The organism is Citrobacter sp. CK195, from assembly GCF_030333365.1.
GTDB lineage: Bacteria > Pseudomonadota > Gammaproteobacteria > Enterobacterales > Enterobacteriaceae > Citrobacter_B > Citrobacter_B koseri.
Genome location: NZ_JAOWGB010000026.1, coordinates 293,512 through 308,972, shown reverse-complemented (window position 1 = coordinate 308,972; position 15,461 = coordinate 293,512). Strand labels below are relative to the sequence as shown.

13 protein-coding genes are annotated in these 15,461 nt (G+C 58.1%); 9 read left to right on the top strand and 4 right to left on the bottom strand.

Annotation, left to right across the window (positions count from 1 at the left end; all coding sequences use genetic code 11):
- Positions 1 to 7 precede the first annotated feature (7 nt).
- From elaB to menE, 7 genes are all read left to right on the top strand, one after another.
- Positions 8 to 313, top strand: a complete 306-nt coding sequence (gene elaB / locus OGX93_RS18960; protein ID WP_012131505.1) for a stress response protein ElaB — start codon at positions 8 to 10, stop codon at positions 311 to 313.
- A gap of 95 nt (positions 314 to 408) precedes the next feature.
- Complete coding sequence (menF, locus tag OGX93_RS18955; protein ID WP_024130159.1) at positions 409 to 1,707, top strand: isochorismate synthase MenF; 1,299 nt, start codon at positions 409 to 411, stop codon at positions 1,705 to 1,707.
- Between the two features lie 128 nt (positions 1,708 to 1,835).
- On the top strand, positions 1,836 to 3,506 hold the full coding sequence (menD, locus tag OGX93_RS18950; protein ID WP_286449217.1) for a 2-succinyl-5-enolpyruvyl-6-hydroxy-3-cyclohexene-1-carboxylic-acid synthase: 1,671 nt from the start codon (positions 1,836 to 1,838) through the stop codon (positions 3,504 to 3,506).
- Positions 3,503 to 4,261, top strand: a complete 759-nt coding sequence (menH, locus tag OGX93_RS18945) for a 2-succinyl-6-hydroxy-2,4-cyclohexadiene-1-carboxylate synthase (RefSeq protein ID WP_047462359.1) — start codon at positions 3,503 to 3,505, stop codon at positions 4,259 to 4,261. The genes menD and menH overlap by 4 nt, the downstream gene beginning before the upstream one ends.
- 14 nt (positions 4,262 to 4,275) lie before the next feature.
- The gene (menB, locus tag OGX93_RS18940; protein WP_012131509.1) at positions 4,276 to 5,133 is read left to right on the top strand and encodes a 1,4-dihydroxy-2-naphthoyl-CoA synthase; all 858 of its coding nucleotides are present in this window, start codon (positions 4,276 to 4,278) and stop codon (positions 5,131 to 5,133) included.
- Complete coding sequence (gene menC, locus OGX93_RS18935; protein ID WP_200096735.1) at positions 5,133 to 6,095, top strand: o-succinylbenzoate synthase; 963 nt, start codon at positions 5,133 to 5,135, stop codon at positions 6,093 to 6,095. Before menB ends, menC begins: the two co-directional genes overlap by 1 nt.
- Entirely contained in the window at positions 6,092 to 7,507 is a 1,416-nt protein-coding gene (gene menE / locus OGX93_RS18930; RefSeq protein ID WP_286449216.1) for an o-succinylbenzoate--CoA ligase, read from the top strand. Before menC ends, menE begins: the two co-directional genes overlap by 4 nt.
- A gap of 38 nt (positions 7,508 to 7,545) precedes the next feature.
- Here menE and OGX93_RS18925 read toward each other — a convergent pair whose 3' ends face one another.
- Positions 7,546 to 8,994, bottom strand: coding sequence for a catalase (locus OGX93_RS18925; RefSeq protein ID WP_286449215.1), 1,449 nt, complete (start codon positions 8,992 to 8,994; stop codon positions 7,546 to 7,548).
- A gap of 272 nt (positions 8,995 to 9,266) precedes the next feature.
- Here OGX93_RS18925 and OGX93_RS18920 point away from each other — a divergent pair, with 272 nt between their 5' ends.
- Together OGX93_RS18920 and OGX93_RS18915 are read left to right on the top strand one after the other, a co-directional pair.
- Positions 9,267 to 9,809 (top strand): YfaZ family protein, encoded by a 543-nt coding sequence (locus tag OGX93_RS18920; RefSeq protein ID WP_012131513.1) that lies wholly within the window; start codon positions 9,267 to 9,269, stop codon positions 9,807 to 9,809.
- Between the two features lie 136 nt (positions 9,810 to 9,945).
- Complete coding sequence (locus OGX93_RS18915; protein WP_200090847.1) at positions 9,946 to 11,142, top strand: nicotinamide mononucleotide deamidase-related protein YfaY; 1,197 nt, start codon at positions 9,946 to 9,948, stop codon at positions 11,140 to 11,142.
- Positions 11,143 to 11,205: 63 nt separating this feature from the next.
- On the opposite strand, the gene glpC is transcribed toward OGX93_RS18915, so the two are convergent.
- The 3 genes from glpC to glpA are packed head-to-tail and all read right to left on the bottom strand — an operon-like array spanning position 11,206 to position 15,270.
- Positions 11,206 to 12,396, bottom strand: coding sequence for an anaerobic glycerol-3-phosphate dehydrogenase subunit GlpC (gene glpC, locus OGX93_RS18910; RefSeq protein ID WP_058667751.1), 1,191 nt, complete (start codon positions 12,394 to 12,396; stop codon positions 11,206 to 11,208).
- Positions 12,393 to 13,652, bottom strand: coding sequence for a glycerol-3-phosphate dehydrogenase subunit GlpB (gene glpB, locus OGX93_RS18905; protein WP_286449214.1), 1,260 nt, complete (start codon positions 13,650 to 13,652; stop codon positions 12,393 to 12,395). The genes glpC and glpB overlap by 4 nt, the downstream gene beginning before the upstream one ends.
- A complete protein-coding gene (gene glpA, locus OGX93_RS18900) occupies positions 13,642 to 15,270 on the bottom strand; it encodes an anaerobic glycerol-3-phosphate dehydrogenase subunit A (protein WP_114848246.1) in 1,629 nt (542 codons plus the stop codon). The genes glpB and glpA overlap by 11 nt, the downstream gene beginning before the upstream one ends.
- Positions 15,271 to 15,461 lie beyond the last annotated feature (191 nt).

Genomic DNA, 15,461 nt, shown 5'->3' with positions numbered 1-15,461 from the left:
GAATATAATGTCTTTTCATTCTTATGGTTCACGTATTGATGACGACCTGGAACTTCTGAGCGAAACGCTGGAAGAGGTGCTGCGTTCTTCCGGCGATCCTGCCGATCAAAAATATGTTGAGTTAAAAGCACGCGCAGAACGGGCGCTTGAAGAGGTAAAAAATCGCGTCAGCCATGCGTCTGACAGCTACTATTACCGTGCAAAACAGGCGGTTTATAAAGCGGATGATTACGTGCATGAAAAACCCTGGCAAGGGATTGGCGCAGGCGCGGCGGTCGGCCTGGTGCTGGGACTACTGCTGGCGCGGCGGTAATGTAACCGGGATCGCATTTCCTCCCTAAACGGGGGTACTGCTTTTTCTCCGCTGTACCCCGTATAATGTGAGGTTTTTAACAGGGAGAGGTCCGCGTGCATTCAATCACTACTGCGCTGGAAAATCTGCGGCGCCAGTTATCGCAGGAGATACCGGCGGCACCAGGAATGCGTATTGTTGATGTGCCTTTCCCTCTGAATGATGCGTTTGACGCATTAAGCTGGCTGGCCAGTCAGGCCATCTGGCCGCAATTTTACTGGCAACAGCGTAACGGCGATGAAGAAGCCGCGGTGCTCGGCGCCGTTGAAACGTTCCCCTCTCTCGAACAGGCGCAACACTTTCTCCGCCAGCATGAATCACAATCCGATTTGCGTATCTGGGGACTGAATGCGTTTGAACCGCAGCAGGGGCATTTGCTGCTGCCGCGTCTTGAATGGCGACGCGCTGGCGCTATGGCAACGCTGCGGCTGTATCTCTACAGCCCGGTTTCACTGCGTGAAGACGCCAGGCGGGCGATCGCGTTTCTCTCTTCATTAAGGGGCGTGAAGCCGATTCCGGCGCTGCGCCTGCACCTGACGGGCGAGCAGCACTGGCCGGATAAAGCGGGCTGGACCAGCCTGATTCAGCTTGCCACGCAGACTATCGCTGAAGACGATCTCGACAAAGTGGTGCTGGCGCGGGCGACGGATTTGCAGTTTTCCCATTCGGTGAATGCCGCCGCCGTGATGGCATCCAGCCGCCGTTTAAACCTTAACTGCTACCATTTTTTTATGGCGTTCTCCGCCGGAAGCGCCTTTCTTGGCTCGTCGCCGGAACGCCTTTGGCGGCGACGTGAAACGGCATTGCGCACCGAGGCGCTGGCCGGCACGGTGGCGAATCATCCCGACGACCATCAGGCCTGGCAACTGGGCGAATGGTTGATGAAGGATGATAAAAACCAGCGTGAAAACATGCTGGTGGTGGAAGATATTTGTCAGCGCCTGCAAAGCTGCACCCACTCGCTCGATGTTTTGCCGCCGCAGGTGCTCAGATTACGCAAAGTACAGCATCTGCGCCGCTGTATCTGGACGGCGCTCAATCAGGCTGACGACACGCTCTGTTTGCTACAGCTACAGCCCACGGCAGCCGTCGCGGGGATTCCGCGTGAACGGGCGCGCGCGTTTATTCAGCAACATGAACCGTTTGAACGTGAGTGGTACGCCGGGTCGGCGGGTTATCTGTCTTTACAGCAAAGCGAATTCTGCGTGACGCTGCGCTCGGCGAAAGTCGCGGCGAACGTTGTTCGTCTGTATGCCGGGGCAGGCATTGTGCGCGGGTCTGACCCGGAACAGGAATGGCAAGAGATCGACAACAAAGCAGCCGGGCTACGCACGTTATTACAGATGGAAAGCTAATGAGTCGCACATACACCTCATCCTTCAGGCGGTCTGCTGAATGATTTTGTGTATATTCCCGACTCATATCAATAATCCATTTTTTCTGATCCTTATACTGAGTCGCAATATTGATACCGGACAATCTCATGTCAGTAAGCGCATTTAACCGACGCTGGGCGGCGGTCATTCTGGAAGCACTCACTCGCCACGGCGTCAGGCATGTTTGCATTGCCCCTGGCTCCCGCTCCACGCCTTTAACCCTGGCGGCAGCGGAAAATTCAGCCTTTATTCATCACACGCACTTTGATGAGCGTGGTCTTGGTCATCTGGCGTTAGGGCTGGCGAAAGTCAGTAAGCAGCCCGTTGCCGTTATCGTTACTTCCGGTACGGCGGTGGCAAATCTCTATCCGGCACTGATTGAAGCGGGGCTTACCGGTGAAAAACTGATTTTATTGACTGCGGACCGTCCGCCGGAACTGATTGACTGCGGCGCGAATCAGGCGATTCGTCAGGCCGGGATGTTCGCTTCTCATCCTTCTCAGACGCTCTCTTTGCCGCGCCCGACGCAGGATATTTCCGCGCGCTGGCTGGTCTCCACCCTTGATAACGTCCTGGCGACGCTGCATGCCGGCGCGGTACACATCAACTGTCCGTTTGCGGAACCGCTGTATGGCGATATGGACGATACGGGGCTTGCCTGGCAGCAGAGCCTTGGCGACTGGTGGCAGGATGATAAACCCTGGCTGCGCGAAGCGCGTCGGCTGGAAAGCGACAAACAGCGCGACTGGTTCTTCTGGCGGCAAAAACGCGGCGTAGTGGTGGCCGGGCGCATGAGCGCGGAAGAGGGCAAGAAAGTCGCGCTTTGGGCGCAGACGCTGGGCTGGCCGCTGATTGGCGACGTGCTGTCGCAAACCGGGCAGCCGCTGCCGTGCGCCGATCTCTGGCTGGGTAATGCGAAGGCCGTCACTGAGCTTCAGCAGGCGCAAATTGTGGTGCAACTCGGCAGCTGCCTGACCGGAAAGCGCCTGCTGCAATGGCAGGCCGCCTGCGAGCCGGAAGAGTACTGGATTATTGATAATATCGAAGGTCGTCTGGACCCGGCGCATCATCGCGGACGCAGGCTGGTGGCGAAAATCGCCGACTGGCTGGAGCTGCATCCGGCGGAGAAACGCCATCCCTGGTGCGTCGATATCCCGCGCCTGGCAGAGCAGGCGTGGCAGGCGGTTGTCGCGCGTCGCGATATGTTCGGCGAAGCGCAACTGGCGCACCGCATTCGCGACTATCTGCCGGAACAAGGGCAACTGTTTGTCGGCAACAGCCTGGTGGTGCGCCTGATTGACGCGCTGTCGCAGCTACCGGCGGGCTACCCTGTGTACAGCAACCGGGGAGCCAGCGGTATTGATGGTTTGCTCTCGACGGCGGCGGGCGTTCAGCGCGCCAGCGCGAAATCGACGCTGGCTATCGTCGGCGATCTGTCTGCGCTCTACGATCTCAACGCGCTGGCGCTATTGCGCCAGGTGTCCGCGCCGTTTGTGCTGATTGTGGTGAATAACAACGGCGGGCAAATTTTCTCTTTGTTGCCGACGCCGCAGAGCGAGCGCGAGCGGTTTTACCTGATGCCGCAAAACGTCCACTTTGAACACGCAGCGGCCATGTTTAACCTCAAATATCACCGCCCGCAAAGCTGGGATGAACTGGATGCGGCGCTGGCTGGCGCCTGGCGAACGCCGACAACCACGGTGATTGAGCTGGTCGTGAACGATACCGACGGGGCGCAAACCCTGCAACAGCTGCTGGCGCAGGTGAGCCATCTATGATCCTGCGCGCGCAGGCGAACGGTGGTCAGCCGGGGTCTCCCTGGCTGGTTTTCCTGCATGGATTTTCCGGTGATTGCCGGGAATGGCAGCAGATCGGTGAGCAGTTTCCCGACTTTTCGCGCCTGTATATCGACTTGCCTGGTCACGGCGATTCTGCCGATATTCGTGTCAGCGGCTTTGCTGATGTGTGCGACTTATTGCGTAACACATTATTTAGTTACAACATACTTAAATACTGGCTGGTCGGCTACTCGCTCGGCGGCAGAGTGGCGATGATGGCGGCGTGCCAGACTCTGCCGGGTCTTTGTGGGCTGGTGGTTGAAGGCGGTCACCCGGGACTGCAACGCGAGGCTGAGCGTGACGCGCGCCGACGGTCTGACGGTCGTTGGGCAGCGCGCTTTCGCCGTGAACCGCTGCGCGACGTGTTTACTGACTGGTATCAGCAGCCGGTTTTCGCTTCGCTGGATGCTTCGCAAAGAGAAGCGTTAGTCGCGCTGCGCAGCCAGAACAATGGCGAAACGCTGGCGGCGATGCTGGAGGCAACCTCGCTTGCCGTACAGCCTGATTTACGCGCGCGGCTAAATGCGCGCACATTTCCGTTTTATTATTTATGTGGTGAACGCGACAGCAAATTCCGCGCGCTGGCGGCGGAGTTGTCTGTACCTTGCCATATGATTCGTAACGCCGGACACAACGCGCATCGGGAAAATCCCGCAGGCGTGGTGGACAGTCTGGCTCAGATTCTGCGTCTCTGACTAAAGGACACACTATGATCTATCCTGATGAAACAATGCTTTACGCACCGGTTGAATGGCACGACTGCTCCGAAGGTTACACGGACATTCGTTATGAAAAATCCACCGATGGTATTGCAAAAATCACCATTAACCGTCCACAGGTGCGCAACGCATTCCGTCCTTTGACCGTCAAAGAGATGATCCAGGCGCTGGCGGATGCCCGGTATGACGACAACGTGGGCGTCATTATTCTGACCGGCGAAGGCGAGAAAGCCTTCTGTGCGGGCGGCGACCAGAAGGTACGCGGCGACTACGGCGGATACCAGGATGATTCCGGCGTGCATCACCTGAACGTACTGGATTTCCAGCGCCAAATCCGTACCTGCCCGAAACCGGTTGTGGCGATGGTCGCAGGGTACTCTATCGGCGGCGGTCACGTACTGCACATGATGTGTGACCTGACCATCGCGGCGGAAAATGCCATCTTCGGCCAGACGGGCCCGAAAGTCGGCTCCTTCGACGGCGGCTGGGGCGCTTCCTATATGGCGCGTATCGTCGGGCAGAAAAAAGCGCGTGAAATCTGGTTCCTGTGCCGTCAGTACGACGCTAAACAGGCGTTGGATATGGGGCTGGTCAACACCGTCGTACCGCTGGACTCCCTCGAAAAAGAGACCGTGCGCTGGTGCCGCGAAATGTTGCAGAACAGCCCGATGGCGCTGCGCTGCCTGAAAGCGGCGCTGAACGCCGACTGCGACGGTCAGGCGGGTCTACAGGAGCTGGCGGGCAACGCCACGATGCTGTTCTACATGACGGAAGAAGGTCAGGAAGGCCGTAACGCTTTCAACCAGAAACGTCAGCCTGATTTCAGCAAATTCAAACGGAATCCGTAATGCGTAGCGCGCAGGTGTACCGCTGGCAGATCCCCATGGACGCGGGGGTGGTTCTGCGCGACAGGCGGTTAAAAACTCGCGACGGGCTGTATGTCCGTCTGTGCGACGGCGAGCGCGAAGGGTGGGGGGAGATCTCCCCGCTTCCGGGTTTCAGCCAGGAAACCCTGGAAGAGGCGCAGGCCGCGCTGCTGGACTGGGTTAACGGCTGGCTGCAAGGCCAGTCAACGTTGCCTGAAGTGCCCTCCGTGGCGTTTGGCGTTAGCTGTGCGCTGGCGGAGGCGGCGGGGACGTTGCCAGAGGCGGCGGATTACCGCGCCGCGCCGCTGTGTACGGGCGATCCAGACGATCTGGTGCTGCAACTGGCTGATATGCCTGGTGAGAAAGTCGCCAAGATCAAAGTCGGTCTGTACGAAGCGGTACGCGATGGAATGGTGGTCAACCTGCTGCTGGAGGCGGTTCCCGATCTGCATCTGCGTCTGGATGCCAATCGCGCCTGGACGCCGCTGAAAGCGCAGCAGTTCGCGAAATACGTCAACCCGGACTACCGTGCCCGCATCGCCTTCCTCGAAGAACCGTGTAAAACCCGCGACGACTCCCGCGCCTTTGCGTGTGAAACCGGGATTGCGATTGCCTGGGATGAAAGTCTGCGTGAAGACGATTTTGTCTTTGCGGCGGAAGCGGGCGTCAGCGCGGTGGTCATCAAACCGACGCTCACCGGAAGCCTGGAAAAGGTTCGCGAGCAGGTACAGGCCGCGCATACGCTGGGACTGACGGCGGTGATCAGCTCTTCCATCGAGTCGAGCCTCGGCTTAACGCAGCTGGCGCGTATTGCCGCGTGGCTGACGCCGCAGACCATTCCGGGTCTGGATACGCTAAGCCTGATGCAAACCCAGCAGGTGCGCCGCTGGCCGGGCAGCGCTTTGCCGTGTGTTAGCGACGATGCGCTGGAACGGCTGCTATGAGCCTCCGGGAAATGCCCGATAGCGCAAGCGTATCGGGCCTCCAGCCGTCGTCTTTTAATGACTGGCCGTGGCGTCACTGGCGGCAGGTGCGGGGAGATGCGCCTGCCTTACGCCTTAATGATGAAGTGCTAAGCTGGCGCACACTCTGTACCCGTATTGACGCGCTGGCGAGCGGTTTTGCCGCTCAGGGTGTCTCTGAAGGCTGCGGCGTGATGCTGCGCGCCTGGAATCACCCGCAAACGCTGCTGGCCTGGCTGGCTTTACTGCAATGCGGGGCAAGAATCCTGCCGGTTAACCCGCAGCTTCCACAACCGCTGCTCGACGCGCTGCTGCCGGACTTAACGCTCCGGTTTGCTTTGCTGCTGGAGGGGGAGAATACCTTCCCGGCGTTGCAACCGCTGCAAATGCAGCAAGAGGCAGGCGAACACGCCGCAGACTGGCAGCCGACGCGGCTGAGTTCAATGACGCTGACCTCTGGCTCAACCGGATTACCCAAAGCCGCAGTGCATACCTGCCAGGCGCATCTGGCCAGCGCGGAAGGGGTGCTGTCCCTGATGCCGTTTGCCGATGGGGATGACTGGCTGTTATCGCTGCCGCTGTTTCATGTTTCCGGCCAGGGTATTATGTGGCGCTGGTTGTTTGCGGGCGCCCGAATGACCGTGCGTGAGAAGCAGCCGCTGGAAGCAATGCTGCAAGGGTGTACGCATGCGTCCCTGGTTCCCACTCAGCTGTGGCGGCTGCTGGAGAATCCGGCATCGGTAACGTTGAAAGCGGTACTGCTGGGCGGCGCGGCTATCCCGGTTGAACTGACGGAGCAGGCTCGCGCGCAGGGTATTCGCTGCTGGTGCGGTTATGGCCTGACGGAATTTGCCTCGACGGTGTGTGCGAAAGAGGCCGACGGCCTGGGCGATGTCGGCGCGGTGTTACCGGGGCGGGAAGTCCGAATCGTGAATGACGAAGTCTGGCTACGCGCCGCCAGCATGGCGGAAGGCTACTGGCGCGACGGTAAGCTGATCCCGCTGGTGAACGGCGAAGGCTGGTTTGCTACCCGCGATCGCGGCGAACTGAACGATGGTAAGCTGACGATTGCCGGTCGGCTGGATAATCTGTTCTTCAGCGGCGGAGAAGGCATTCAGCCGGAAGAGGTGGAACGCGTTATCTCGGCGCATCCACATGTTCTACAGGCGTTCGTGGTGCCGGTAGAGGACAGGGAGTTCGGCCATCGTCCGGTGGCGGTGGTGGAATATGATGCGCAGGCCGGGAACGTCGATCTCGCGGAATGGGTGAAAGACAAGCTGGCGCGTTTTCAGCAGCCGGTATGCTGGTTGACGTTGCCATCAGCGCTGAAAAACGGCGGGATCAAAGTTTCGCGCCGGGCATTGCAGGAGTGGGTGCGCGCTAACCGTCCGTAATGTAAGCAACACGGGAGCCGCAGCTCCCGTGGAAACGGTTATTTCGCTTCTTTTAACGCCCGCAGGGCAGCGGCGACGCCCGCGCCATAGTCAGGATGAACTTCGCTAAACAAGCCAATCTGACGCTGCTGAATAAATTCCGGCACATCTTTCATGTCGTCGGCGATGCGCGCGAACATACGCTGATGTTCTTCATCACTCAGCAACTCATACAGCTTACGCGGCTGGCTGAAGTAGTCCGTATCTTCCCGATGATCCCAGTGCGCGGCAGCGCCTTCGACAGAGAGCGGCGGTTCGCTGAAATCAGGCTGTTCCTGGAAGACGCCAAAGCTGTTTGGCTCATAGGTTGGGCCGTTGCCGCTGTTGCCGTCCACCCGCATCGCGCCGTCACGATGGTAGTTATGGAACGGGCAGCGCGGGGCGTTGACCGGGATCTGCTGATGGTTAACGCCCAGACGATAGCGGTGCGCATCGCCATAGGAGAAGAGACGCCCCTGCAACATACGGTCAGGGGAGAAGCTAATCCCCGGCACGACGTTCGCCGGATTCATCGCCACCTGTTCCACTTCGGAGAAATAGTTTTCCGGGTTGCGGTTCAGTTCCAGCACGCCGACTTCAATCAGCGGGTAATCGCCGTGCGGCCATACTTTGGTCAGATCAAACGGGTTGTACGGCACCTGTGAGGCTTCGGCTTCCGGCATGATCTGCACGTAGAATTTCCAGCGGGGGAAGTTGCCCTGTTCGATGGCGCTGTACAGGTCGCGCTGAGAACTTTCGCGATCGTCCGCCACCAGGCGTTTCGCTTCGTCATCCATCAGGTTGGCGATGCCCTGCTGCGATTTCAGGTGGAATTTCACCCAGAAACGTTCGTTGTCGCTGTTGATAAAGCTGAATGTGTGGCTACCGAAACCGTGCATCGTACGGTAAGAGAAAGGCAAACCCCGGTCGCTAAAGTCGATAGTTAACTGGTGCAGCGATTCCGGCAGATGGGAGAAAAAGTCCCATTTGTAGGTCGGATTGCGCAGGTTGGTGCGTGGGTCGCGCTTCACGACATGGTTCAGATCCGGGAATTTCAGCGGATCGCGCAGATAGAAAACGGGCGTGTTGTTACCCACCAGATCCCAGTTGCCCTCTTCAGTGTAAAACTTGATCGCAAACCCGCGAATATCGCGCTCGGCATCCGCCGCGCCGCGCTCTCCCGCCACGGTGGAAAAACGCAGGAACAGATCCGTTTTTTTACCGGGCTCCGAAAAGATTTTTGCACGAGTGTAACGTGAAATATCGTGCGTGACGGTGAAGGTGCCGTACGCGCCTGAGCCTTTGGCATGCATACGGCGCTCAGGGATCACTTCACGATCGAAGTGGGCCAGTTTTTCCAGGAACCAGATGTCCTGTAGCAGCATGGGGCCGCGTGGGCCTGCGGTTGCAACGTTGTTATTATGGGCGACAGGCACGCCTGCTGCGGTGGTGAGTCCTTTTTTGCTCATCTTTATCTCCCGACGATCGTTAGAAAAAATGTTTAATTTCCGTTTAATTTCGGAAACTAATGTAGAAAATATTTGTGAATGAAATATTGATCTCGGGCAATGACTGCTGCGCTAAACGCCTCTTCTTGTAACGTTTAATAAACCTGAAAGGTAGTGTTTAGTTACAATATGTTATTAGATCGCTTTTTTAGCTCATTGATTCTGTTGCGCCTGGCAGTACAATCCTGCGGTTTTGGGGTCTTTTGTTTATTTCTTTGCTGGAAAGGGTAAAAATGAAAAAAAGCATTTTATTAGGCGTTGCCGGACTGTTGTTCGCTTCTGCATCGGCGAATGCGATGAGCATTAGCGGCCAGGCGGGTAAAGATTACACCAACGTTGGCGTAGGTTTCGGTACTGAATCCACCGGGCTGGCGTTGAGCGGCAACTGGATGCATAACGACGACGATGGCGACGCTGCCGGCGTGGGGCTCGGCCTGAATATTCCGCTTGGGCCGCTGCTGGCAACGGTTGGTGGGAAAGGCGTTTATACCAATCCGAACGACGGCGATGAAGGCTATGCGGCGGCGGTAGGCGGCGGGTTACAGTGGAAAATCGGCGACAGCTTCCGTCTGTTTGGCGAGTATTACTACTCTCCAGATTCACTGTCCAGCGGCATTGATAGCTATGAAGAAGCCAATGCCGGAGCGCGCTTTACCATTATGCGTCCGCTGAGCATTGAAGCGGGCTATCGCTATCTGAACCTGGCGGGTAAAGACGGCAACCGTGACAACGCGATTGCCGATGGCCCGTACGTCGGCGTTAACGCCAGCTTCTGATTTTCGGGCGCGGCATCCGTCGCGCCGTTTCCTGTATGCTATCGCCTTCTTTCCCGGTTTGTTTCCTCTGAGTTTCTTACTCCGCCCCAGCGGGCTTTGCGTTATAGTGTTTTCATCATAGAAGCAGGAGAACACGATGTTAAACGTGGAGATGTTATCCACCGGGGATGAAGTGTTGCACGGGCAAATCGTCGACACGAATGCCGCCTGGCTGGCCGATTTTTTCTTTAATCAGGGGTTGCCGTTATCACGCCGAAATACGGTGGGAGATAATCTGGATGCGCTGGTCGCCATTTTACGCGAACGTAGCGAACATGCTGATGTGCTGATTGTGAATGGCGGCCTGGGGCCGACCAGCGATGATTTAAGCGCGCTGGCCGCCGCCACGGCGAAAGGTGAAGGTCTGGTGCTTCATGACGCGTGGCTGGCTGAGATGGAGCGTTTTTTCCATGAGCGCGGGCGGGTTATGGCGCCGAGTAACCGCAAGCAGGCAGAACTGCCCGCCAGCGCCGAGTTTATTAATAACCCGGTTGGCACCGCCTGTGGGTTTGCGGTGAAGCTAAATCGCTGCCTGATGTTCTTTACCCCTGGCGTCCCGTCTGAATTTAAGGTGATGGTCGAGCATGAAATTATGCCGCGTCTGCGTGCGCGTTTTTCGCTTCCTGAACCGCCGGTTTGTCTGCGACTCACCACGTTTGGTCGTTCGGAAAGCGATCTGGCGCAGAGCCTCGATTCGCTGCCGCTACCGGCGGGCGTGACGATGGGATATCGCTCTTCAATGCCGATTATTGAACTGAAACTCACTGGCCCGGATGCGCAGCGGGACGCGATGCTGGCGCTATGGCCGGAGGTGAAGCGGGTGGCAGGGCAGAACCTGATTTTTGAAGGGACGGAAGGACTGCCTGCGCAAATCGCCCGTTGTTTGCAGACGCGCCAGCTCAGCCTGACGCTCAGCGAACAGTTCACCAGCGGGCTGCTGGCTTTGCAGCTTTCCCGTGCGAATGCGCCGATTCTTGCCAGCGAAGTGGTGCCTTCCCAGGAAGAGACGCTGGCTCAGACCGCGCACTGGACGACAGAGCGACGGAGCAACCACTACGCCGGACTGGCGCTGGCGGTATCCGGGCTGGAAAACGACCATCTTAATTTCGCGCTGGCGACGCCGGATGGGACATTTGCCCTGCGCGTGCATTTCAGCGCCAGCCGCTACAGTCTGGCGGTGCGGCAGGAAGTTTGCGCCATGATGGCGCTGAATATGGTGCGTCGGTGGTTAAACGGTCAGGATATTGCCAGTGAACATGGCTGGATTGAGGTGGTGGAGTCGTTAACCCTGTAGCCTGATGGCGCTGTGCTTATCGGGCCTGCCGTGGTTTGCAGGCCCGATAAGACGTTAACGCGCTTAACCTAATGCCTGGGCAAGCAGGGTAATCGGATGTTCGCAGCGTTTGCTTGTCGACATCTCAATTTGCCACTTACAGGTTTCACAGTCGGTCACCACAATATCCGCGCCGCTCTCTTCAATCTGGCGGAACAGCGGGGCGCCGATGGATTGCGAGGTGGGGTAGTTTTCCTTTTTAAAACCGTAGGTTCCGGCAATCCCACAGCACTGGGAGTCCAGCACGGTCAGTTCCAGACCTGGGATCTGGCGCAGCAACTCCAGCGTATAGAGCGTCCAGCCCATCTTCTCCATATGACACGGCGTATGGTAAACCACCTTCAGCGGTAATTTTTTCAGCGGCAGCGTCTGGCCTGCATCGATCTTACGCCACAGCCAGCGGGTCGCGAGTTCGATATGCTCACGCAGCCCGCTGTTATCCACGTCCAGCACTTCCGGGTATTCATCACGCAGGGCAAAGGTGCAGGTTGATGAGGTTGCGATAACCGGAATGCCTTTTACGCCAATCGCTTCTCTGAGCGACGCCACATTGCTCACCGCCTGCTTGCGCGCTTTATCGGTAAAACCGTTGGCGATCAGCGGCACGCCGCAACACTTCTCTTTACTTAACAACTGCACGCCGGTGCCCATTGCGTTCAGGACGTTAATTAAATCCTTACCGAGCTGCGGATGGTTGTAATTGACGAAGCAGCCGTGGAAGAAAGCGACCTGATCTTTGTATTGCGCCTGCTGTGCCGCAACGCTGCGATACCAGCGGCGGAAGGTGCCGAAGGAGTATTTCGGCAGCGTACGGCGATGGTCGATCTTCAACGCATAGTCGAGCAACTGACGAACCGGTTTCAGCGACGTCGCGGTATTGACGACCGGGGCGAACGGCGTAGAGACGCTGCCCATTAAATCGGTGTGGCTTAAGATAAAGTTGCGCAGCGACGGGCGCGAAGTGTCATATCTGGCGCGCGCACGCTGGATGATATCGCCAATTTTAACGTCTGACGGGCAGGCCACTTCGCAGCGTTTGCAGTTAATGCAGTATTTCAGCGCATCGTCGTACAGCGCGCCGTCTTTCAGGCGCAGGCGCTCGCCGTCCGGCCCTGCCTGTTTGGGGCCTGGGTAGCCAGGATTCACCCGGCTGACCGGGCAGGCGGTGGTGCACACCGTGCATTTGATACAACTCTCGAAACTCGTATCGCTCATTGCTGACCTCCTGCACGTTCTGCAATGTGACGTGCGGCGTGTAAGGCGCTGACTGCGCATACGCCGCCTCCGCATCCCTGGGCTATCGGATCGAATCCGCCGAGCACCGAGCCGATGGCAAACAGATTTTCTACGGTCTGCCCCGCCAGTGAGGGGCGCAGCGCATCATCGGTCGTGACGCCAAACTGCTGCCAGGGTTGCGCATCAAAGAAATCACGCTGATACCATTCGGCGCGGGTGGCCGTTTGCTGAACGTCCAGTCCCATAATGGGTTCGCGAATGCCGTCACGTTCGGCGACCAGGCCGCTGCTGAAGAAGCTGCCGCTGGCGAGTACCGCAAAGCGCGGGCGCAGAGGAATGTCGGCATGGTTGCGGGTCCAGACTTCGCTCACGACGCCGTTACGGCAGGTCACTTTTTTCACCTCGTCGCCCGGCATCCAGATCCCGCCCTGACGAACAAACTGGCGCTGCAAGCGATTGTGCAGGCGAATGCCCGGCACGGAAGGCGGCAGCGTCGGCAGCAAATTCAGCGAGCAGGGCAGACGTTCATTGAGCCAGCGCCAGAGGCTGTCATCCGCCAGGCCGAAACAGGCGGGCATGATGATCATGTCGCAGGTTTTTGCTATCGGTAAGAGCGCGTCGTGGAGCAACGGCCATTTTTCTTCGTTATCGAGCAAACGCGCAATATTCACCGCACGAAACTCCGTCGGGTTATCGCGTAATACGTCCAGTTCAGGCAGGTCGATCTCTGCCGTCTCTACCGTGAGATGGTGCTGACGCAGCGACGCCGCCGCGAGGTGCGCCTGAAAGTCCAGTAAACCGCTGATGCCGACGACGCAAACGCGTTGCGCGGCCAGCGGCCAGACGGGCACTTCCGGCGAGCTTAGCCAGGTGGCGCGCAATGTTCCCAACGGCGTGACGCGCAGATGCGACTGTTGTACATCGCCCTGTAAATGCGCGCCAGACGCTTCCAGCAACGCTTGCGCCTGCTGCGCCAGTTCCAGAACGGTTGACGCGCCAATTGTGGTGTAAGGGTGTGTCGGCGCTTGTTCGCGTAACGCATTCAGACCTTCAGTGATATTTGTGACGGGCTGACCGTCCGGCAGGGTGCTGAGTAGATCCAGCGAGCCGGAGGAGAAGTGCAGCGCGCTTTGGCCGCGAGTGACGATCGCACAGCGCAAACCGTGTTTTTGCAATTCCAGGCCACACAGTAATCCGGCGAGACCGCCACCCATAATGACCGTATCAAATTTCATCCTGGTGCTCCTTCTCCAGACCGCACAATCCCTGATAAACCCAGCGCGTGAACTCGCTTTCGCGCAGCGCGTCTCCCCAGGCGACAGGCTGTACGCCTTTCCAGCGTTCATTAAGGAACGCAGAAAGCTGAGTGATGGACTGGGCGGCGGTAGTGACATTAAAACGTTGCAGCAGCCCGGCGGCGCGGCAGGCGCACAGTTCTCCCTGACATGTGCCCATGCCTACGCGGGTACGGCGGCGCAGATCCAGCAGGCTGTTGACGGTTAAATTTTCGACGGCGTACTGCACTTCGCCTGCGGTGACCGCTTCGCATTCACAGACCAGGCTGCGGTGCTGGCGACCTTCGCTGAGCCAGGCCGGAGTACGATCGCCGTGACGATAGACGGCGGAACCGCGTAGCGGGGCGGGCAGCGAGATCACGCGTTTAAGCGTGTTTTCCGTGGGTTCCTGCGAGCCGGGAAGGGCGGTTTGCGCGGTGACGCAGGGGCGAGTGTTGCCCAGTTTTCGGCATACCGCGTCGGTTGCCCATTCCGCCATCAGGCGGTAGGTCATCAGCTTACCGCCCGTAATGGTGATAAACCCGTCCAGCCCGTCGCGTGCAGCATGGTCAAACAGCACAATGCCACGGCTGACATTACGACCGCTCGGATCGTCATCGCTGGCGACCAGCGGACGCACGCCCGAGTAGGCGCGCAAAATGCGCGTTTTCGCCATCACCGGCGCCAGTTTTTCCCCTTCACGCAGCAGAATATCAACCTCTTCCGCAGTGACGCGGTTGCTGTCGATCTCGTTGTAATCAATGTGGGTCGACGTAGTACCGATGAGCGAGATGGTATCGCCGGGCACCAGAATATCGGCGTCGGACGGCTTGCGGCAGCGGTTAATCACATGCTGGTTAATGCGATGATCCATAATCAGCAGCGACCCTTTCGCCGGGAACATGCGGATGCTCAGATCGGCGTATTCCGCAATGCGCTGACCCCAGATGCCTGCGGCATTCACCACGACCGGCGCATGCAGCGATTGGCTTTCCCCTGTGAGATGGTTATGCACGTTCACGCCGCAAATGGTCGCGCCTTCGCGAATAAGTCCGGTGACTTCATGCGCCGTTAAAATGATTGCGCCATGTTCTCTGGCATCCAGCATATTCGCGGCGGTCAGCCGGAAGGGATCGACAGTGCCGTCAGGCACTTTCACCGCGCCAATCAGCTGCGGATTGACGGCTGGTTCGATCAGCCGCGCCTGTTGCGGATCAATTGCTTCGGCGCGAATACCCGCCTCTTCGCAGGCGCGAATAAAGGTGGCCTGGAAGGATAATTCGTCTTCCGGCAAGGTAATGAACAGACCGTCCGTTGGCTCAATGCAGTGGCGGGCGATCCGTTTCAGAATCTGGTTTTCGCTGATGCATTCGCGGGCAGACTCCGCGTCGGTAACGGCATAGCGGGCGCCGCTATGCAGCAGGCCGTGGTTACGGCCGGTTGCGCCGGTCGCGATATCGTGGCGCTCAACTAAGATAACGCGCAATCCGCGTAGCGCACAGTCTCGGGCGATCCCTGCGCCTGTGGCTCCCCCACCAATGATAATCACGTCACTTGTTTGCGAGTCGCGAGTTTTCATGGTTATCCCTCACAGTTCGTTTTTTATCATTTAGCCACATAAAAAGCATGGTTTGTTTGATTTCGCGCATAATCGCTCATGATTCGAAAATGAAACGTGATTTCGTGCGCTTTTCTGAACATTTGTCATAAATGTGTAACAATCTGTGCTGTAATTCACATTAACGACAGGTATCTTTACTTAACATCGCG